This window comes from Caproicibacter fermentans (assembly GCF_014303955.1).
Classification (GTDB): domain Bacteria; phylum Bacillota; class Clostridia; order Oscillospirales; family Acutalibacteraceae; genus Caproicibacter; species Caproicibacter fermentans.
In genome coordinates this window covers 1673419-1694389 of the sequence record NZ_CP060286.1, presented here as the reverse complement: position 1 = coordinate 1694389, position 20971 = coordinate 1673419, and the positions used below count along the sequence as shown (strand labels likewise).

The following is a 20971-nucleotide window of genomic DNA, read 5'->3' as shown; positions in this document are numbered from 1 at the left end:
TCAGCGTTCCAGTTCCGAATCTTCTTTTTCCGCCTCGTCGGTAGACAAAAGTTTGGCGGTGTAGTTCTGGAAGGTATCCAGAATTTCTTTGATTTCATCCGGTAACTCGTTTTTTGAAACATGAATGTCTCCGGGAACGTCGGCGGTGTAGCCGTAATCATAAGGAATAAATTTTGCGCTGAATTCGTCCGCAACCTGTTTTGATAGGCGGCTGTCGCCCTGAGTAACCACGCCGTATCTGCACAGCGCTTCCGTCTCACAGTGTTCGCCGGAGGATTGCAGGTCGATACCCAACAGCGCCACAGCGAGATCCCCGGTTTTCTTCCCACGGATAACACCGGGAAGCACGGCATAGTCCTCCTGCCCGTTACCGTAGCCGCAGCTTAACTGTGTACTACCGTACTGCTCCGCCATTGCCGTGTGCAGAAGATTAAGAACGCCTTTCGCATACGCCTTTTCCGGTGTGTGATAGGAACGTTCCAATTCGCTGTAGTCAATAAACGGCAGGATATGCGCATTGAGAAAATCAATATACCGATCCAGGTTGCTCTTGTTTTCTTTCATTTTATCGCTCCATTTCATCAGTTTCATCGCTGCCGTCAGACAGAAGTCCCAGCATACGCAGCACATCTTCCGTGTCGTTGCCTGCGGGCGGTATGATCCCGATTTTATATTCAACATGATGAGCTTCCTCGTCGGTGTACTGCTCCGGTTCCCGGAACCGTTCGGTGTAACGATGAAGCTGTTCATCACTGAGAGAAATATCCTCGCCCTCGTCATTGTGGGCGCAAATCAGAAATGTGCCGCAGATAATGTCGCCATGGTCCAGGCGGCGGTTCCCAAGTAATCCGTTCAGTTTGCCCTCGTCATTACAGTAGAGATGGCAGTCAGGCTCAGGCAGATCAACATATTCGATACAGCCATCCACGACCTTCTGCATGGCCCGATAGTCGTTCTCAATCCGCTTTTCGTAGGGAACCTTGCCCGGTTCTATGATCAGTACCCGGATTTTCTTGTCATCCTGCGCCTGTTCCTCAGTATGTGACTTTTTAAATTCTTTCATTTCTGGCCTCCCGTTCAAAAAGCAATTGAGGCATCACCCCTCTTGGGCGGTGCCTCAATTTGCCTGTTTGCAGATAATCTACAAAACTAATCAGAATACAAAAGTAAGTTTTCAGGGGGTTATGTAGATTTTATCTACATAACCCCCCATTTTTAATCTGCTTTAGCAGGTTTCCCAAACGTCTTGCCGCTTGGGAAACGAAAATCCGCGCGCTATGCGCGTGAGATTAAAAGCTTAAGCAAAGAGCACCACCGCTCTGATATAATGACGAGTGTTCAAGCCGTCAAAAAACAGAAAAAGGGTGATGCTCTATGGCAAACAGTTTAGCACACACGAAATGGGTGTGCAAGTATCATATTGTTTTCGCGCCGAAATACCGCAGAAAAATCATTTACAATCAGCTCAGGGCAGATATCCAAAAAGATATTAGAGATTTGTGCAAATGGAAAGGTGTAGAAATCATAGAAGGGCATATGATGCCGGACCATGTTCATCTTCTCCTTTCAATCCCTCCCAAATACAATATCTCAAGTTTCATGGGATATCTCAAAGGGAAGACGGCGACCATGATTTTTGAAAAACACGGGAATTTAAAATACAAGTTTGGCAATAAACATTTTTGGTCAACGGGGTATTACGTGAGTACGGTGGGGCTGAATGAGGCAACAATCGCAAAGTACATTAGAGAACAAGAAAAACAGGATCAGATAGAGGACAAGCTAACGATGAAGGAATACAAAGACCCTTTTAAGGGTTAGCCGGTATTCAGTCCACTACGGCTTGAACAAAGTGAAAGCCAGCGTCGTTTAGGCGCTGGCAGTTTTATGCCCTTTTAGGGCTCGGGCAAGCCACCCGTTTTACGGGTGGTCATGACTTTTCAGTTATAAGTAAAGGTCACGGAGTACGTGATGTTGGATTTATTGTACATACAGTCATGCGGAGTGTAATAACGAAATTGCAGCTTTGTATAAATTCCCGGCTGTAATGTGCCGTACATATATACTCCATTGTGGCTGTAAACGCGGCCAGTGTTGCCATCTGTAGCGGCGAAGGAGGAACCTATTGAAGCATTGAACGACACATTGGTCAAGCGATCCCACTTCCCGGTCTGAATATTGTAGCCGCTGACCTCGCCGTAGTCATAATTTGCGCTGTGTCCGCTTACAGCGGGGACATTAAAGGTCCATGACGTGATGGTCGCACCATCCACGCCGTCTTCCACAATCGTCGATTCGGGTCCGGTCAGCATCATCCCGCCTCCGTGTGTCGGGTCTGCGACGAAGAACACGATGGCCGTCCATGGAGATTCCGCACCGGCCGCGTCAACTGCCTTGACCCGTACCGTATTTTTGCCGATCGGATAGCTCGCACTGGTTTCAGCCGGGCGTCCTTCCCAAACATAATGAATCGCGTCACCGTCCGGATCGGTACTGGACGCAGTGATGGTGATCGCGGTGCCCGGCGCCACGCTGTTGCCGTCAGGATTGCGGGAGATCACCGGAGTAGCCGGGGCGGAATTGGAAACGGTGAAATTGATGGCTGTCCAGTCGGAATATGCGCCGCAGGAGTCCTTCGCGCGGACCCTGACAGTGTGGGAACCCACGGCATAGTACCCGTCCTCGCTTCTCCCGTCGTATTCGTAGGTGATGGTATCCCCATCGGGATCAGTGGAATTAACCGTGAAGTTGACGAGGAAATTTCCGCCTTTCACCGTCCGCGTAACCGATACGCCTGCGGTCGGGGCAGTCGGTGCGGTGTTCGTCACCTCAATCGGCAGAGAATACGAGAATACCCGCCCCGCATCGTCCGTGACGGTCGCCGTGAGGGTATAGCTTCCGGGCGTGCCGATGGTGATGTTGCCGCCCACGTCCGTCAGGCTGCCGGAATAGTCCGCGGCGGCCCCGTCCCTGATCAGCGACCAGACGATGGGCCTCCCGCAGAGGCCGGATACCTCCTGCATGGTGATGGGGATAGCCGCGTTAACCCGCGCGGAAGCAGGTGCGGTGAACGAGCACTGCGCGACCGGCCTTACCAGTATGCTTTCACTATGTGTAAACTCCTGACCCAGAGCATCGGTCATGGAAGCGGTCAGCGTATAGGTGCCGGACCGTTTAAACTGGATGTTCCCCCCTGATCATTGAGCGTCCCGTCAAAGGCTTCGTTCAGTGCCACGGGTTGTCCGTCTTTTTCGAGGCTCCATTCGACCGGAAGCCCGCCGATGTTGCCGAGGGTACGGAGCCGGATCATGTCGTCGGTATAGGCGGATTCCGGCAGATTGAAGCTGATCGAAAGGGACGGAAGCACGTCGATCGTATCTTCGGGTTCGAACAGGAAGACCCGGCCCGTCTCATCGGTAACCCTTGCAATGAGCTCGTAAACCCCGGCATGTTTGAACCGGATCGTGCCGCCGTCGTTGTCCAGCGTCCCGTCCACAAAGGTGTTCCAGTCCTGAATTCCGTAGGTGTTGTCGAGAAGCCATTCCACGGTCAGACCGTCCAGGTCCGAGGACTCGGTTTCTAAGGTAATATCGGCATCGGTATGAGCCGTTTCCGGTAAGGTAAAGTTGAGCGTGGGAACCGGATAGACCTTGACAGGAGAAGAATAGGTGTAGCTCCTGCCCGCGGGATCGGTATAAGATGCGGTCAGAATATAACTGCCTTTCGCCTTAAACCGGATGGTCCCGCCGCCGTTGTCAAGGGGACCTTCCACGCGGTCCTCCAGGGCGACCGGTTCCCCGTCCTTCGCGATGGTCCATTCCGCATCGCCGTCAAGGTTTTTAAAGCTGGTTTCGACCTGAACAGAATCGTCCGTATGACAGATTTCCGGCAGATAAAAGCCGACCGAGCCGACTGGATACACAGTTGTCGTACCGGTTGCCGTAAAGACGCGCCCGGTTTCGTCCGTGATCTGTGCGGTCAAGGCGTAGACGCCCTTATCCGTAAACCGGATGGTGCCGCCGTCGTCGGATAGTTTCCCATCTATGGCATCGCTGATGGAGGCAGGATCACCGTTTTTGGTAAGGCTCCATTCAACCTCCAACCCGCCCGCATCCGTCAGGGAAACGGGGAGGTCAAATTCGGAATCGGTATGCGTGGTGTCCGGCAAGGTGAAATCAATGCCTATGACCGGATAGACCGTGATTTTTGCCGTGTGACTGAATTCCCTGCCGGCCGAATCCTTTGCCAAGGCGGTGATGGAGTAGTTTCCTTTTTCTTTAAACGTGAAAATACCGCCTTCATTGGTCGGCTCTCCGTCTATGGCACTGTCCCAATCAGCCGGGCTTCCATCTTTCTGGACTGACCAGGAAAGATTCAACCCCGACAAGGTCCCCGCTCACTGTGATAGAGACAGCCTTGTCCGTGTGAGTGGATTCGGGCAGCGAGAATGCCACTCCCGCAACGGGATAGACGGTGATCTCATGACTGCATACCGTTTCTCTGCCACTGGAATTTGCAGCGGTGGCGGTCAGAACATAATTTCCACTTTCCTGAAAAGTGACGGTTCCGCCGCTTTTATCCAGCGTTTCGCTCAAAATCTTCGAAGGATCGACCGTCACCTGCGCGCCGTCCGCGTTAGCGCGGGTCAGGGTCCAGCGAAGGGTGCTGACGTTTTTGAGTGTTGGTACAATCCTTATGCTTGTATCCGTATAGGCTGTTTCCGGCAAGCCGAACGAAACCTGAGCGTTCGGTTTGCTGTGGGAGCCGCCGGAAGATCCGCCGCTCGGAGTGCTTGACGGGCTACTCGGAACACTTGACGAACTACTCGGAGCACTTGCCGGGCTGCTCGATGAGCTTGCGGGATTACTGCTCACCGGTGCGCTGTTGCCGGGATCGGGTTTGCCGGATGCTGGCGGGACATTGTCTCCCCGAGACTGACCGCCATTGCCTGAATTGCCGGACGAAATGCCGGAGGATGGTTTTGTTGAAGATGCGGAAGGTTCAGAACCGATATTTTCTCCGCCGCCATCCTCTTGTCCGGTTGAAATATAATTCTCAGTGGAGGTTACGTCATTGCTGCCGGTCGAAGGCCCCGTTTGTGTTTCACCACTTTTAGGAACAGGATCAATCACGATTCCACCGTCCGATGGCTCCGAAGAAGATTCCGACTGCTCGGTTCCGGCAGGATTCTTGTCTGGCTGCCGAGACTGTTTGGAGCAGCTTCCCACTCCGATGATTAAAATAAGGAGGGCGATTATGGATAGCACCACAATCGCCCGTTTCGTTTGAGGGTTCATATTGAGTTTGCCTCTCATTTTTATTCCTCCCGATTATATTCGTTTTCAGGTTCAAGAAAGTTTTCTTCGCACGTTTTCGGCAGCATACATTCCGCCTTATGGATAATTCCGTTCAGCAATCCAAAGTGATCAAGATCGTTTTCCATACCGGCCCGCAGCGCAAGAGAACAGATTTCCCGCATTTCCTCCGTGCTGAAAAGCGGTGTACAGTTCTGCTTGAAATATTGCAAAATTGCGCGCTCTTCCGTATCCATGCCAAACAGACAGCCGCCAAAGTGATGCTTTTGAAAATCGTACTTACCGGCAAGCAGCTCTTTGGAGCCGTCCGTACAGAGGGCATAACACGCGAGCCCGTGCTCGACCGCAATTTCCGCATCCAGTGGACCAGTCAGCACCAGATCGTCGGCGGTATAACCGTAATCGTGGAGCCGATCCTGCTCCAGCCGCTTTACATAAGTATCAATGTCCATGGGTTCGGCGGCGTCCCAAAATAAGCCGTGTGCCTCGATAGCGGCACGGGACAGCGCATAGGGGTCTGCCACCCGGAAAGAGACCCGTTCTACGGTTCCATACCGCTGGGCAATGCCCTGGTAATTCTGGTCGTATTCCGAATAGGAAAAGGTACGGCAACCATTGGGGTTTTTGAACACCACTTCCACCGAGGCAGGGTCAAAGGAGTGCGTACACAGGTAATCCAGATGCTTTTGGTAGTCCATTTCTGCAATGTTCCCCATAACCTTGTCGTCCCGCATACCATTCAGTTCAATCCAAAAAGTTTTGACATGCTCGCTTTTATTTCCGGTACCGTAATAGTTCCATGTGTTGTGCGGGCTGGTATTACGGATATACACATCCGGCTCCGCAAAGCACCAAGTCCCTCCACTTCGGCTCATCCAGAAAAAATTCCGTCCGGCGTTCCGGTCCCCGGCGGCTTCCCGCAGCTTTTCCACATCATACCGAAAATCCGTCTGATAGTAGTCGGTGTTATGCTCCATGATTTTCCGCAGCGTTTCCAATACGTCCACATTGAGAAATGATGCGTTCCCGTGCAGGCTGTAGCCCTGCCCCTTCAATACATCCCGCAGTTCCGCGATGATTTCCTCGCGGCTGCCACGGATGGAAGCGCCGTTATACCGATTCCTCTCGGCAAAATTCCCACCCATATCTACAGAGAACAGCTTCAACCCTTTGCTTTGCGGGAAAACAAAATTGCAGATGGATTCGGGTTCGCCTGTGTGGATTTCATCAAACACTCTGCCCACATCGCCCTCAATCGAGGGCACCCCTTGCCGGATCTGATGAATCCGGTCGCGGGGCATGGTGAGCGTCCACAATGAATAATCGTCCGGACCGAATTTTGTGATCGTATTAATTTGACCGTACTGGCTATATTCCACGTTCATCCTCCTGTTCCTGTTGATTTTCCTTTTCTTCGGGAATGTGGGGAAGATTGCTTTCCACTTTTTGAATTACGTCTTGCAGCTTTCTTTCACTGTCAAAGTCAAGCTCATCATCATTAACATCACGAAAAAGGCAGGATTTATAAAGAACGAGCAGTTCGTCTTCCGTAAAAATCTGTTTTTGGTCAATCAGCCCGGAGCGCAGGGTAAAATCCTTCAATGCACCTTGATAGTTGGTTTCATAATAATGGCCGAGGGTAACGCCGGTGCGGTCATAGGTGTACTGCCATGTGGTGAAGCGGATTTCGTTGTCTTTGGAAAGTTTAGCCGCCAGAAGATAATTGCCAAACTCCGAAATCAGCCGGTAATCCCGCACGTCCGCGCAGTCCAAAGGTTTGGCATCAAGGTAGAGGTCATATCGCTCTTTCAGGTCCAGCAGCAGATTGTGCAATCCATTTCGCTCATCCACGTAGGGACTATCCGGCCAGAACCGCATGGCGCCGCCTTTTTCAAATCGGCAGATTTCTTCCTGCTCTTTCAGGGCGGTAAGCAGAATTTTCGGATCAGCCTCTACATTCTCCCTACGGATGGAAAAGCCCATTCCTTCCGCTTTTTTTGTAAAGAGCTTTATTAATTCAGGGGTAATGTCGTGATTCAAAGCAAATCCTCCTATCTTTCCATTTCTTCTGATTCCGTTTTCATATTGTCATTTGACATTTTCAACAGGCTTTGCCGGAAAGCAGGGAAATCCTTCTCTAAAATACCGTAGTCACGCCAGGCATTCCAATCAGGAAGCGGGGGCATATCCTCCAGGGTCAATTCCGAATAATCTAAGGTCACGATCTCCGGTATGCTCCGTTCACCCATCTGCATCGGCGTGAGGACCGGTATAAGCTGGGTGGCTAAATAGTTCTGGTCGTAGCATCGGTCGATAAAGCCCAGCCGGGTATTCAGCAGAAAATATCCATTTAGGGTTTCAAAGGCGATCACTGGAGCCGATGGATACTTGGCGATAAACGCCGCAATATTTTCAGCATCCGCTTTGATACACGCTTGTATATTCTTCGGCAGTCCCTGTGTGTAGACAAATAAATAGGTTTGGTTCATACGCCCTCCTGTTCCAAATCGTTTTCGTCCTCGGACTCATAGGTCAAAGTATCGGATGGGACAAATTCTTGGTCTTTGATGTTGGTAAACCACTGCGACATAAACTGCTTCAAATCCTTCACGGTGTTATACGAAGCGTCCTTCGTTTCATAAAAAATCCCCGCATCGTCTTGTAAAAACGATGTGGGATTAATCGCATGGGCTTCCTGGTCAACCGTAAAGGTGATCTCCGGGTCGCGCATGGCGTCGCCGTTCTGCCGGTAGTAGTGGGCAATACTGTACTCACCGCCGCCGATAGCTTCCAGCACCAAATCCTCAAAGCCTTCGGATTTCAGCTTCATATACCGTGCTTCGCCCTCCAGAATGGGCTTTGCGAATACGGCCAGCTTCTGATACAGGCGTTGTTCCAACGTGAGGCTCACTGGCAGGGAAGGCGGACTGGCCGCAACACTTTCCTCGCCTGTCAATTCTTCTTCTTCGGCATCGTCCTCGTCCGGTGCCAAAACAGAATCAGGGCTGTCTTTGAATTCAAGGGCAAGGTCAAGTTCTACCTTTCTGCGCTGTAACTGTGCCAGCCTTTCTTCATTTGGAAATGTTTTTTCGCTTTCCGTTTTTGCGTCTGCAAGTTGTCGGTTCAAATCCGCCAATGTCCGCTGCTCCACTTTTAATTCCGCCTCAATGCGCTCCGCGAGGTTTTCAATTCGGGTAATGTTGCCAAGGGCGGCTTCTCCCATATCGGCGGAATACCAACTCTGCCCATCCAGGACAATTCTTACGCTGCCCATCATTCCGCGTTGCAGGGAAACGGGAAATCCCGCGTAGCTGCCCATGTCAAGCGTATCACCCACTTCCTTGCCCAGCTTGCGGGAACGGACCATGAAATGCTCGGCAGCCTTGGTTCGCTCATCATGCGTTTTCCCGTCGATCACCATTTGAAACTCAGGCGGTTTGTTCTGCCTGAAGGCGGCAAGATCGGCGGTCATGTGCTTGATATTCTTCTCTGAAATTTTGATCTTGTTCGGATACCGTTTGGAAATATCATATTGCAGACTGTTCCGCTGGCTCTGCCACGCCGATTTAAGAACCGTCAGACGGCTGATTTCGTTATCCGTCTCCATCTTTTCCTTAATTCTTGGGTCGGAAATAGCAAGGGCCTTAAACTCGGCGTACTGGAGCGTAGTGCTGTCCACGTCCTCACAGCTCCGCAGGGCGGAGCGCCCCGTCATGATCTGGCTGATATAGCGCTGTTTCTGTTCAAGTATCTGCCACAGATAGGCGTCAAATGTCTGTTCTGTTATGTAATTAAAGATGGAAACTTCCTCATTGTCGTTGCCCTGACGGAGAATTCGGCCGTTGCGTTGAATCAGATCGGAGGGCCGCCACGGTACATCAAGATGATGGAGTGCCACAAGCTTGTTCTGCACATTCATACCGGTGCCCATTTTCTCGGTGCTGCCCATCAGGATGCGGATTTCTCCGGTGCGGACCTTCTCAAAGATTTGCTCCCGTTGCACATCCGTTTTTGCGTCATGGATAAAAGCAATTTCCTCCGGTTTTACGCCCTGCGCAATCAGGGTGGCCTTGGTTGCCTCGTAGAAATTGAAGCTGCCGTTTCCTTTGGGAGTGCCCTGATCGCAGAAAATAAGCTGGGTCAGCCGCTTTTCTGCGGTTTCATGGTAAATTTGCGCCGCGTTCCGGGCACAGGCGTTCAGCTTGGTAATCGGATCATCGGGCAGGGATGGGTCTATGGCTCTTGGGTCTACGGAAAGCAGACGCGCTTCCAGCGTGAGCTTCAGAAAATTATCTTTGGAGCTGTCAACCTCGCCGTTTCGGATTTTTTCCGCGCGTTCCGCAAGCTCCATCACGATACGCTTCTGCTCCGGAGTGATGGCCGTCTTAACGACCTGTACCGCGCCGGTTTTCAGCTTCGGCGTGGGCAGATCGAGCATATCGCCGGTTTTGATGTCGGCAACCAACAGAAACATGTTCATCAATTCCGGCAAATTGTGGAACTTGGCAAACCGGTTCTTCATCTGATAACCGTTGCCCTCCGGCTTGATTTCCAGAGAGGATTCAATCACACCGTAAGTGCTTGCCCAGGCGTCAAACATCAGAAGTCCGCGATTTTCCAATTCTTTCGGCTGCAAGGTTTTTTGCAGGACATACAGCTCCGCCATGGAGTTGGAGATCGGGGTGCCGGTGAGATAGACAACGCCTTTTCCGCCGTTCAGATCATTGATATACTGGCATTTCTGGTGCATATCCATGGCGCGCTGGCTGCTGACTCCGCTGATTCCAGCCACGTTTCGCATTTTGGTATAGGAAAAATTATTTTTATAGGCTTGGGCTTCGTCCACAAAAAGGGCGTCCACGCCCAATTCCTCAAAATTGATAACGTCATCCTTTTTTTCCGCCTTGAACAGCCGGTCATACCGAAATTGGAGATTGGACTGAAAAATCTTCATTTGCTTGAGCGTCCAGTCCTTGCCCTCGCGGGATTTCTGCGCGTCAATGGCCGCGGTAATGGCGTCAATATCTGTTTTCATGGCGGCAAGCTGGCGTTCCCGCGACAATCCGATCAGTTCAAAGCTGCTGTGCCCCATGATGATGGCGTCATAATCGCCTGTGGCAATCCGGCTGACAAAGCGGCGGCGGTTTTTCTTTTCAAAGTCCTTTTTCTCCGCCACCAGGATATTCGCATTGGGGTACATCGCCATGTAATGGGTCGCCCATTCGCCCACGAGATGATTCGGCACCGCGTAAAGAGGTTTATGGATTGCCCCCAGGCGCTTCATCTCATAGCCGAGGCCGACACCGGCGTAAGTTTTTCCGGCGCCTACCTCATGGGCAACCAACAGATTGCCATCTCCGTAAAGGCCGTGGGCGATCACATCGCGCTGGTGCTTGCGGAGCTTAATATCCTCGGCCATATCCGGCATGAGCAGATTGTCGCCGTTATACTCGCGCGGACGGATGTTATTAAAGCGGTCGTTATAAAGCTTTGTCAACATCGCCCCGCGTTCCGGATCGGCAAACAGCCAGCTTTCAAAGGCCAGCTTGATTTCCGCCTGTTTTTCGCGGGCAAGGATGGTTTCTTTTTTATTCAGGACATATTTCGTTTTATCTTCGCCGGTATCCGGGTCAACATAGTCTACCGGGTCCTTGACCTCCACGGAGCGGAGATTCATTGTCTGCTCCAATATTTCGTAGGCGTTTTTTCGTTCGGTTCCGTAGGTTTGGTTGACCGTCACAGAGGAAGGTTCCATACCCTTATTGGAGATATAGTAAGAGGCGTTGTACCCGGAAAATTCGATGGCAATGGCATTCCGGCCTTCGTGATTGTACTCCGAAGTCTTGAAGGTGTCATACATGAATTGCTGGTAGATTTCCGTCGGAATCCACGTTGTACCAAGCGAAAAGCTGATCTCCTGCGGGGTCAGGGGCGTCGGTTGCACCAGTTTGAGGGCTTCCACGTTGCGGCTGAACCGTTCTGGCTCATTCTCAGTTTTCAAAATTGCCTCCGCGAGCTTATCCTTTACATAGCCGCTGAGATACTCGTCGGCGGTTTTCCAGCCGGTGTAGGGATTCCCGGTGTAATCCGCGGGGTCCTGATAGATTTTATCGCCCAGCTCCGCTATGATCTCATCCTGTGTGGCTTTGCGGTGTTCGGGGAGCTGATAGAGCCACGACATGTAATCCAGGTCTACCCGGCCCTTGACGTTAAGGGACACCATCAGTGCTTCGTCCGCTGAAAATACCGCTTTCGGAATGATCTTCGGTTTGATGGTCGCCTTGTAGAACATGGGGGTCTTTTCCCAAACATGCTTTTGATCCTTCTTTTCCCGTTCAATGGAACGGAGCAGAGGTGCGTTGGCGTCCCTCGTAAAAGCGATCACATTTGCGTAAGAGTTGAGGCAGCCCTGCTTTTTTACAAAGGCGTCATAGACCCGGTTCAGCTTGTCAATATGCTCCTGAAGCTGGGTTTCATATTCCGTGGTGGGCAGATCATGTGTACCCGCATCATCGCTGTTCTGGAAATCAATCAGGCTGCGGACTGCCGCCGTGACTTCCAGCATGCCCCGGATACGCTCGGCTTTCCGTCCGGTGATGTTCTGCCGATACATCCGGGAGTTCTCGCGGTAATACAGTTCATCCTCCACCAGCGTATAGCTGAAATTGCGTACCTTTGGATCGGCGGGGATGGAATCGGCCAGCACTTCCTTTTCGCCCTCGTACTCGGAGGTGGCCTCGGTGTAGGTTCCGTCCAGATAGGAGACAGCACGTTCCAGGCGTTCATCCAGGTCGTCGCCGGGGATGGGATGGCAGGCGGTGGTTTTCTCGTTGCCAAACATGGATTCGTCAAATACCATCTCGCCCAATACCATTTCCGGATGGTCAATGAAATAGCTGTTAATGGGGATGCTGTCCTCGTTTTGCTCTACCGTCAGCCACGGGCTGTTTTCCGCGTCGGCCACAATTTCCCGTTCCCGCTTTTTCAGAAACAGAATATCCGTGGTCGCCTCGGTGCCGGCCACTTGCTTGAAGGCGTTATTCGGCATCGCGCCCAGCAGCTCGGCTTTTTCCGCAATGTACCGACGCATACGGGAATTGGCTTTGTCCATGCTGAATTTGGAGGTGATCACTGCCATGATGCCGCCCGGACGGACCTTATCCAGCGATTTGGCGATAAAATAGTCATGGATGCGGAAATTGAACTTGTTGTATCGGGGATCGTCCACCTTGATGGAATTGAAAGGCACGTTGCCTACCATCACATCGAAAAACTGATCAGGGAAATTGGTATGCTCAAAGCCCATGACCTGAATTTGGGCGCCGGGATAAAGCTGCTGCGCAATGTGGCCGGGAATGGGGTCGATTTCGGAGCCGTAGAGCTCGGAATCCTTCATACTGTCCGGCAGGACCGAAAAAAAATTGCCGGTTCCGAGAGCCGGGTCTAAAATGTTGCCTCCCCGGAAACCCATGCGCTCCAGAGCCTGATAGATATGGCCGATCACGCCTTGCTCGGTGTAGTAGGAGGTCAGGGTGCTTTCCTGCGCCGCCTGAAACTCTTCGTCGGTAAGCAGGTCTTTGATTTCCGCGTATTCTTTTTCCCAGCCGCTTTTCTCCGGCGTCAGGGCATTCGCAAGGCCGCCCCAGCCCACGAACCGGGCAAGGGTGATCTGTTCTTCGGCGGTCGCGGCACGTCCCTGCGCCTGAAGCTCTTTCAGCAGCCGGATGGCAATAACGTTATTCTGAAATTTGGTTTTCGGGCCTCCGTCGTACAAATGGTGATCGGGCGAATAACGGTAGTTGAAACCGGCGTCCATGGCACGGGCATCGAAGTCGTTCAGAATGACCCGGCTGTACTCGTCATTGGATTGATTGACCATGGCAGCGGCGTTGATTGCTGCCTCGGTTTCTTCGCTGTTGTCACCGCTCTGAACAGCCTCGACCACCATGGAGGCAATTTCGCCGTCAGTATAATGGTCTTTCAGCGGCTTGCAGTCCGCAATTTCGGAAAGAGGGACGCGCTCTGTTATTTTCAAACCGTTCAGGTTTTTGAGCTGGGAGATGTCGCCTATCTCGACCGTGCGCCCGTCATGCAGGAATTTGACGATCTCAAACACACGGTCATGGTAATAGATGCGGTTGCCTTCCTGAAACGGCAAGGGCTCGGGTTCGGAGCTGTCCCCATTGATTACGCTGTCGTTATCCTCGCCGCCCGTATCCTCGTAGCTCTCCTGTGCGGCAGGGAAGGCGTCAAACAGGGTCAGTTGCGTCCCCGAATCGGGTCCGCCCGTGGGAGGTTCCGGTTCGGCACCGGACCGATCAAGAAGCTGTTCTTCATCCTCTGTGGCTTCGATCTGCGCCGTTTCTTCTTCACTGAGATAGCCGCCCCGCCGAATCAGGTCGGAGATATAACTCTCCACCCGGTTCCAGGACAGGGTTTCCTCCAGTACGGCGGAACCGGAGAGATAGTCTATATGGAGACCCTTCGGGGAAGCATCCATGCGCCTGTGACCGTTATCCAGACCGGAGGAAACGCCAAAGTACCCATACTCCTTTTTAATAAGGGCTACCCGGTCCTTCTTTGCTGGCAGATACTGCATGGCCTTGTAAATACGCAGCCGTCCGCCTGCCATTCCGCTTCCGTACCGAAGATAATCGTCAATGATTCGCTGGCGCTCCGCTTCCGGCAGGGAAACAGGCTCGGAGGCTTCTTCCGTTTCTTTCGGCAAGGGAGGGGGGCCCAACGGTTCTTCCGGTTCCGTCTCGTCCTCATCCGCGCCGCCCTGCATTTCGTCCAGTTCATCGGGGATCGCGTAATCGTCCAGCGTACTGTCCCCGGTGCTGAACGGATAGGCGCCCATGAAAATCAGGCGGTCAACATGTTCAGTCAGTTCAGCATAGGATGCGGAAAAAGCCTGCCCGCCGCAGAGAAAATTCAAGCCGTTTTCATCGGCTGTGATATGAAGTCCTTCGCCTGTTTTGGCGGTGTAGTCGGTATCCAGCTTGCCGTAAAAGGCTTTCAGGATTTTTGCGTTGCTGGTCTTTTTATGTCTGCCCTCAAAAAATTTGCAGATTTCCGACTGCCATTCCCGCATGTCCGGGGTAAGATCGTCTGCGCATAACACCGTGTCGATCAAATCGGAGATATCTTCTTCATCCATCACAGAGGCCGTATTGAGTGATTCCTGATCAGAAGCGGGAGTTTCCGGCTCCGCTTTCGGCGGGACAACAAAAAAGCCGCCCGCAGACGGCTTTTGACCATCTGCGGGCGGCTCGGCAATTTGTGTTATCTGACTTTCAGGACCAGCTCGTTCAGCACGATTTCCTCCGCTGTCGCGGTAATCATATTCATGTGTCCGGCTCTCTCCAGCGGGTCCTCGGTGTCCGGCATCGGCTGGGCCTTGAGAAGCTCCTGTATCAGCCGTTCCTTCCGGCTCTCTGCTTCCCCGTCCACCTTGGAAATCGTCTCGTTGATTTTGCTCTGGGCCACCAGCTCGGACAGGCGGTGCGGATGGTTCTCCGTCATATATTCCTTCCACAGCCTGCCGAATTTGCCCACTGGCGTCCTGTCGGTTTTCTCGTCCTCCGAAATTTGCAGTTCGGGATACAGCAGTCCGTCCTTGCCCTTCTGATAGGTCAGGTTCATTAACGGATCGGTTCTCATAAATTTGGCTCCTTTCGATTTTAATGTTCTGAATCTCCCGATGGATTTCTTTCAGGGTCGGCCTTGCGAAAAAGACGGTGAAGCCTCCCAGCGCCATAAAAAGTTCCAGGCTGTTAAAATGGCTGATGTTCGTAAACGAATTTTCTTCAAACAGTTCCGTAGACAATCCGCATTTCTGAAATACGGTGTAGGCTACGCTGTCGGTGACAAGTTCCGTAAACTCCGCCTTTACCGCTTCAAGGGGAAGATCGTACAGCATACTGCTTTCATCCCGCACCTTGAAGTTTTCCATGTACTTCGGCAGGAATTCCCTTACCCGTCTCTGAATGAGCTTATACAGGCAAACCTCGATGCCGGAGGTGGGAGTGTTGTATTTCTCATGGAATTTAATCAGCAGACTGGGCTTATACTGATCCTCCAACTCCCACAGGTAGCTCAGAACCTTCTTAAAGCTCTTTTCGTCGCCGTTGGTATCCATGAGGTCAAACAGGTGTTTCAGACTGACCTTGGGATTCGACATATCAATGACGGCGACACCCTTTGCTCCGCCGTTGATATTCCGCTTGATCCGCTCATCGTGCCATTCGTCATAGGTGGCAAGCTGAGTTGCGTCGGGGCGTTGTGCATAAATCAGTACAGCGTTGTCAAAAGAGCGCTTATAGAATCTTGCCACGCAGGACAGCAAACCTTTCCATTCCGCAGGGTTTTTCGTATATTCCTGCACCGACTTTTTATATATGTCGGCAAGAAGGGTTGCCTTACTCAAGATGCCGCCTCCTTGTTCTGATTCAGATTTTCAAAGTACAGCGCCAGCGCCTTGTCGATGGTTTCCTCAATTTCCTGTCGGCTCTGCTGTGGGGTAAAATACTTGAAAATGACGGCAGGCTTGATTTTGACCGGCTGCGGCTTGTTGCTTTTGGGCTTTCGGGTTTTCTCACCTGACAGGATTTGCACGATGGCGGTGTCGTTCAACTTTCCGGTTTCATAGTAGCTGTGGAACAGCTCCGCCTTTTTCATATCCACCTTATAGCTGTCGGATTCCATGAGGTCGGCAATCTGCTGTTGTTTTGCGCTGTCCTCCACAAAGGAAAGGTCATAGGCAGCGAGAAATGGAATTTCCTCCTTGTCAACCCGCGAAATGAGCGGTTCAATTAAGTTTGAAATACGGATGTATTTCGCTACCTTGTCCCGTGAAAGCCCGTAATTTTGTCCAAGTTTTTCTCTGCTTTTCAACCTGTGCTGAGGTTCAGCCAAAGTTCCATTTTCGCTTATACCATGCGGGTTCATGAGGGCTTCAATCTCTTGTAAAAGGTCGTTCCGCTTACCCTGACATTTCATAGCCTCATAATGCTGGGCGAGGCAGTAGGCGCGTTCAGAATGGCTCATATCGGAGAAGGAACGCTGCCGCAAATTGGTTTCGGTGACGATCAGTACGGCTTCCTGTAGGGTCAGGTTTTCACGGATGATAACGGGTCCTTTGGTCAGTCCCGCAAGCTGGGCGGCGTTTTTACGGTTATGCCCGCTTAGAATAATATACCGTCCGTCCTCCGTATGCCAGAGGATAATGGGAAGCAGAATGCCGAACTGACGAACGCTGTCCACCATGTCGGCAAGCTGCTGGCCTTCATAGAGTTTGAACAGGTGTTTAGGGAAAGGCTCCATCAGGTTGAAGTCCATTTCCAGGATACCGCCCTGCACAGGAGCAGGGGCGGTATCCTGTTTCGGTTCGATCCCCAGCATATCATCAAAATTGATCAGCGGGGCTTTCGGCTTCGGTGTTGTCATAATTTACGCGCTCCTTTCCGCAGTTTTGGTGTGAGATTCGGAAAGCAGCTCGTCCGTAAACCGTTCATAGGCGATGGCGGCCGGATTTTCCGGCATAAACTCACAGATAGTCTGATGGTACAGCACGGATTCCGCCACCTTGATGGACCGTGGAATGTGGGTTTTGAAAATGGGGACCCGGTCCGCAAAACCACGCTGGATCAGTTCATTGACCTGTGCGGACAAAATGGTGTTGGGGGAATCCATGGTAATCAGGATGCCCTCAATACGCAAGTGGTGATTGCTGTTTTTCTGAATGGCCTGATAGTGCTTTAACAGTTCTGCAAGCCCTTGGGCGGACAGAAGCTCCGCTTGTGTAGGAATGATGATGCTGTCGGCACACATCATGACATTGATCATCGGCTTACCCATTTGCGGCATACAGTCGATGATGATATAATCGTAATTGTCCTTGATGGTGTCAACGTACTGGCTTAGAATTCGCTCTCTGAAATCCACGTTGCAAAGATTGCGTTCCAGGGTAAAGAGCTGCGTGTTGGAAGGAACCAAGTCAACGCCGCTTGCTGTCTGAATGATGTAGCTTTCAGGGGCAGGCAACGGCTGGTCCTCAATTAGCCTGCGGAGCAGGGTGTTGATGGTGATCTCCAGTTTGTTGGTGTTCTGGACTCCGGAGATAATGCTTGAATGGCCCTGACCGTCAAAGTCGATCAAGGCGGTACGGTGGCCTCTTTTGGACAGGAGATAGGCAAGCGTGGTGGCCGTGGCTGTCTTGCCCACGCCGCCCTTCTCGTTGACTACTGCAATGATTTTCGCCATCGGCGTTCTCCTTTCTTGGGTAAAGAGTAAATAGGGGATAAAAAAATAGGGCTTAATCGGTAAAACCTCTTTTTTCAAGGTTTTCTGATTAAGCCCTATTATATCGTCATCATCGATATAGGTATCAAACACGCACAGTTTGTGCTCTTTCGCGAAAGCGGTAAGCAGGGACAGCTGATTGGTTACGCTTTCGGATTGTCCTTCTCTTTCATCCTCCTTTGAAAGTCTGATGTACAGTCCCGCATGATAATCCACCGGGGTTGCTTATTTCCAGGTACATGTCATACCTCCGCAAATAAGCAACCATTCATCATGGACATTATAGGCGGGCCGCTTTTGAGAAAGCAAGTCTGAAATTGTTATTTTTAAGCTCTCTTTCGAGAAAAAAGCGGAACGATTGGAACAGCAAAATCCGAAAGTCCTCCCCACCCTGCGTATAACGGCAATCCACAGATATGTTATGGGCGCTCATGTCAAACACCTCCTTCAGAACTATGTTTTATAGATATGCGCAGGCGGAAATTTTTCTGCGTGTCCATAAAAGAAAAAGCACCGGAATCCAGTGCTTTTTAACAGCTGATATCACTTATTTAATCTGGTACCGTGTAAACGCTTTTTAAAATGTGCTGTTGTGCATGGGCCGGGCTTACGCAAATATGAATCAAAATCTGAGGCATCTGGTATGTGGAAACGTGCTCGTTTGTTTTGCCTGCCGTTTTGAATTGACTGTTTTTTCTCGCAATCCGGGTAAGGTTTATTATCTAAGAACACCCCTTGCAATCTGTAATTCAGAGATGCAAGGGGTGTTTGTTGTAATGATATAAAAGGCGTTTCTTTCTACATTAAGAAATCTGACCGGATGGTGAACATGTCAAAAACATATCAACATCAACAGTTCCAATAGTAATAATACCAGACCGTTGCGTCAATGTTAACCGAAAGTTATTCGGCTTCTCCGTTCAGGCTGGAAAGCCGTTTCTTTACCTGCTGAAGTTGATTTTCCAAAAATTCAGCCTGATTGGTTAGATTTGTTTTCTCATCAAATGCGGCTGCGTTTGTTCCCTTGTATGCGGAATATCCGTAGCGTGCCCATCCGGGCATTCCGGTCGCATAGAACATCCTGCGAAATCCGCGTCCGAAACCGCATCCAAATCCTCCCGTGAATCGAACCGGATTTGCGTAACCCGGCGTTGCAAATCCTCTGCAATAGCCTGTTCCACGTCCCGTCATAGGCCCCATTCCCATCGGGCCCGTTCCGTCTCCTCTTGGCATAGTAAATTCTCCTTCCTGATTTCCAACATTTTAACCTATCTTATTTTGTTGCGATTAAACCAGCGATAAGCCAGATAAGCGCCGCTTGGCACCTCGATTATATGCTGATTGCTTCTACCGGGCATTCGCTGACGCACGCTCCGCATTCAATGCAGTCGTCGCTTACTTTCGCCTTGCCGTTCTCAACTTTTATCGCTTCCACTGGACAAGCGCTTTCACAGCTTCCGCAACCAACGCATTTTTCATTTACCTTTGCCGCCATAAAACCATCTCCTTTAATTTTCACCTGTCATAATTAGTTATAAGCCTATGCCCATAATTATAATAACTCTATTATGGGCATATGTCAACAACTATTCTATAAAAAAAGAAAGCGTTCTATACGCCTTCTCCCGTACAGCACATGATAAGACACGCAAAGTGCTAAATATGGTTTGGGTAATAAACTCAATTAGCAGGGGCCAAGCCCGGCTAATATAGCAATTAGAATAAAAAGGGTTCTTTCACGCTGTTATCAGGCCGTCGGATTTCAGCTTTGATCCCAGCCATGCCGTTGTCGCTTTTTTACGCACGTTTCCTCCTTATGCGCATACTTTTCCCGGCATTTTGGACAGTAGCCGTAGATGTCCAGTTTATGCCCTGAAATAATATAGTTTGTTTCTTTTGCAAGGGATTCTTCATAATTACCCAAAGGGCAACGGTTTATTGCCAGAACTTTATTGCACCCGAGACAAAATAAATAATGCTTGTGACTTAGACGTTTAAACTCATAAGACAGGCCAGCCTGTGAACATGAGAGGAAATGGCAAACAGATCGTGCGTGACAAGTATAATGGTCATACTTTTATTTCATTCCGCCAGCAGAGTATATATTTGATCTCGTGAAGCAGCGTCCACACTGGCGGTTGGTTCGTCTAAAAGCAGAAGCTTTGGATTTACAGCCAGCGCACGCGCAATCAGCATCCGTTGAAATTCACCGCCGGACAGCTCGGAAATCCGACGATTTTCAAGGCTTTCCAACTTTTTCATTTCTTCCGGGGTGGGTTCATAGTATTCAGGACTGTTTCCGGGAGGAACCATAGTAATCACTTCAGCCAAATCTCCGCAAACCGCTTTAACAAAAGTCTGCTCCGGAACGATTGTCACGGCGATGATTGGCTTTTCAGTCGAAACTTTAGATGAGGAGCTGACTGTGATGTCCGGTTTTTCGGATGACGCTGTCGCGTTACCAAAATTTATTTTGACCACATACAAACTCATTTCTTGCATATAGTTATTGACATATGCTTATAATAGTACTAATATAATCATGGGTATAGACTAATAAGTATCGTATGTACCTGTTCAAGTTGATTTTCGTATTTGGGTATTTAAATGTGTCCATAAAAAGCGCCTTCTTGGAACTGAAGATACCAAATAGTTTTTTATTTATCAGAAAAGGCAGGTTTTCCCTGCCTTTTTCGCGTAAGTCGATTTTATGAAAAGGGTAGATATCTATGGCTCTGCGAAATATTATGAATGATCAGAAAGATGATATTTTACGAAAAAAAGCAAGAATTGTTGAAAAAGTCGATTTCAGAACACGAACCTTGCTTGAAGATATGGCTGAAACCATGTATCATTCTAATGGTGCCGGATTAGCGGCTCCCCAGGTAGGTGTTTTGCGCAGAGTTATAGTCATAGACGATGGAAATGGACTTATTAAACTCATTAATCCCGTAATAGTTAAAGCGCTAGGTGAACAACAGGAAATAGAAGGCTGTCTGAGTGTTCCAGGCATTTACGGCAAGGTAAAACGCCCTGAAAGAGTTATTGTTAAAGCGCTTGACGAAAACGGAAGGCCGTATGATTTGGAGGGCTCAGGGCTGCTGGCGCGTGCTCTTTGCCATGAGATTGATCATCTTGACGGAATATTATTTATAGATAAGATGATACCTGGTACAATTATAAAACAAAGTGATTTACCGGGGGTTTAATCGTAAATGATCGTATATGGACCTGTACCGTCAAGACGTCTGGGCCAGAGCATTGGCATCAATAATATCCCGCCGAAGATCTGCTCTATTCCTGTATTTACTGTCAGCTCGGAAGAACAGATAAAATGCGGGCTGTTAGACAGA

18 protein-coding genes and 1 pseudogene are annotated in these 20971 nt (G+C 50.4%); 3 read left to right on the top strand and 16 right to left on the bottom strand.

The window, feature by feature from the left end:
- Entirely contained in the window at window positions 1-564 is a 564-nt protein-coding gene (locus tag HCR03_RS08345) for a hypothetical protein (RefSeq protein ID WP_187037595.1), read from the bottom strand.
- 1 nt (window position 565) lies between these two features.
- The gene (locus HCR03_RS08340; protein WP_187037593.1) at window positions 566-1063 is read right to left on the bottom strand and encodes a DUF3846 domain-containing protein; all 498 of its coding nucleotides are present in this window, start codon (window positions 1061-1063) and stop codon (window positions 566-568) included.
- A 311-nt stretch (window positions 1064-1374) separates the two neighbouring features.
- Between HCR03_RS08340 and tnpA the strand changes: the two genes are divergently transcribed.
- A complete protein-coding gene (gene tnpA / locus HCR03_RS08335) occupies window positions 1375-1821 on the top strand; it encodes an IS200/IS605 family transposase (RefSeq protein WP_187037591.1) in 447 nt (148 codons plus the stop codon).
- A 119-nt stretch (window positions 1822-1940) separates the two neighbouring features.
- On the opposite strand, the pseudogene HCR03_RS08330 reads toward tnpA, so the two are convergent.
- The 8 genes and pseudogenes from HCR03_RS08330 to HCR03_RS08295 all read right to left on the bottom strand — a co-directional run.
- A pseudogene (locus tag HCR03_RS08330) lies at window positions 1941-2780 on the bottom strand (S-layer homology domain-containing protein); the annotation flags it as partial.
- Window positions 2781-3151: 371 nt separating this feature from the next.
- The gene (locus HCR03_RS08325; protein WP_187037586.1) at window positions 3152-4378 is read right to left on the bottom strand and encodes a hypothetical protein; all 1227 of its coding nucleotides are present in this window, start codon (window positions 4376-4378) and stop codon (window positions 3152-3154) included.
- The gene (locus tag HCR03_RS08320) at window positions 4335-5315 is read right to left on the bottom strand and encodes a hypothetical protein (RefSeq protein ID WP_187037584.1); all 981 of its coding nucleotides are present in this window, start codon (window positions 5313-5315) and stop codon (window positions 4335-4337) included. Before HCR03_RS08320 ends, HCR03_RS08325 begins: the two co-directional genes overlap by 44 nt.
- Before the next feature lie 2 nt (window positions 5316-5317).
- The gene (locus HCR03_RS08315) at window positions 5318-6700 is read right to left on the bottom strand and encodes a hypothetical protein (protein WP_187037582.1); all 1383 of its coding nucleotides are present in this window, start codon (window positions 6698-6700) and stop codon (window positions 5318-5320) included.
- On the bottom strand, window positions 6684-7355 hold the full coding sequence (locus tag HCR03_RS08310) for a hypothetical protein (protein ID WP_187037579.1): 672 nt from the start codon (window positions 7353-7355) through the stop codon (window positions 6684-6686). The genes HCR03_RS08315 and HCR03_RS08310 overlap by 17 nt, the downstream gene beginning before the upstream one ends.
- An 11-nt stretch (window positions 7356-7366) precedes the next feature.
- Window positions 7367-7804: a hypothetical protein gene (locus HCR03_RS08305; protein ID WP_187037578.1), complete on the bottom strand. Its 438-nt coding sequence runs from the start codon at window positions 7802-7804 to the stop codon at window positions 7367-7369.
- Complete coding sequence (locus HCR03_RS08300; protein WP_187037575.1) at window positions 7801-14475, bottom strand: DUF6908 domain-containing protein; 6675 nt, start codon at window positions 14473-14475, stop codon at window positions 7801-7803. Before HCR03_RS08300 ends, HCR03_RS08305 begins: the two co-directional genes overlap by 4 nt.
- A 125-nt stretch (window positions 14476-14600) precedes the next feature.
- The gene (locus tag HCR03_RS08295; RefSeq protein WP_187037574.1) at window positions 14601-14978 is read right to left on the bottom strand and encodes a TnpV protein; all 378 of its coding nucleotides are present in this window, start codon (window positions 14976-14978) and stop codon (window positions 14601-14603) included.
- A 40-nt stretch (window positions 14979-15018) separates the two neighbouring features.
- Between HCR03_RS08295 and HCR03_RS08290 the strand changes: the two genes are divergently transcribed.
- On the top strand, window positions 15019-15765 hold the full coding sequence (locus tag HCR03_RS08290; protein WP_187037572.1) for a hypothetical protein: 747 nt from the start codon (window positions 15019-15021) through the stop codon (window positions 15763-15765).
- Here the strand turns inward: HCR03_RS08290 and HCR03_RS08285 are convergent.
- The 6 genes from HCR03_RS08285 to HCR03_RS08260 form a co-directional block, all read right to left on the bottom strand.
- Window positions 15741-16763 carry a ParB N-terminal domain-containing protein gene (locus HCR03_RS08285; protein WP_187037569.1) on the bottom strand — a complete coding sequence of 341 codons (1023 nt, stop codon included), beginning with the start codon at window positions 16761-16763 and terminating at the stop codon, window positions 15741-15743. The two genes, HCR03_RS08290 and HCR03_RS08285, sit on opposite strands and share 25 nt — an antisense overlap.
- Window positions 16764-16766: 3 nt before the next feature.
- Window positions 16767-17834: an AAA family ATPase gene (locus HCR03_RS08280; RefSeq protein WP_228725156.1), complete on the bottom strand. Its 1068-nt coding sequence runs from the start codon at window positions 17832-17834 to the stop codon at window positions 16767-16769.
- A 687-nt stretch (window positions 17835-18521) separates the two neighbouring features.
- Window positions 18522-18851, bottom strand: a complete 330-nt coding sequence (locus HCR03_RS08275) for a DUF5320 domain-containing protein (protein WP_187037567.1) — start codon at window positions 18849-18851, stop codon at window positions 18522-18524.
- 97 nt (window positions 18852-18948) lie between these two features.
- Window positions 18949-19113, bottom strand: coding sequence for a 4Fe-4S binding protein (locus HCR03_RS08270; RefSeq protein ID WP_066644927.1), 165 nt, complete (start codon window positions 19111-19113; stop codon window positions 18949-18951).
- Between the two features lie 267 nt (window positions 19114-19380).
- The gene (locus tag HCR03_RS20530; RefSeq protein WP_139104053.1) at window positions 19381-19629 is read right to left on the bottom strand and encodes a transcriptional repressor; all 249 of its coding nucleotides are present in this window, start codon (window positions 19627-19629) and stop codon (window positions 19381-19383) included.
- Window positions 19630-19700: 71 nt separating this feature from the next.
- Window positions 19701-20099 (bottom strand): metal ABC transporter solute-binding protein, Zn/Mn family, encoded by a 399-nt coding sequence (locus HCR03_RS08260; protein WP_228725189.1) that lies wholly within the window; start codon window positions 20097-20099, stop codon window positions 19701-19703.
- Window positions 20100-20347: 248 nt separating this feature from the next.
- Here HCR03_RS08260 and def point away from each other — a divergent pair, with 248 nt between their 5' ends.
- On the top strand, window positions 20348-20827 hold the full coding sequence (def, locus tag HCR03_RS08255; protein ID WP_187037562.1) for a peptide deformylase: 480 nt from the start codon (window positions 20348-20350) through the stop codon (window positions 20825-20827).
- Window positions 20828-20971: the final 144 nt, after the last annotated feature.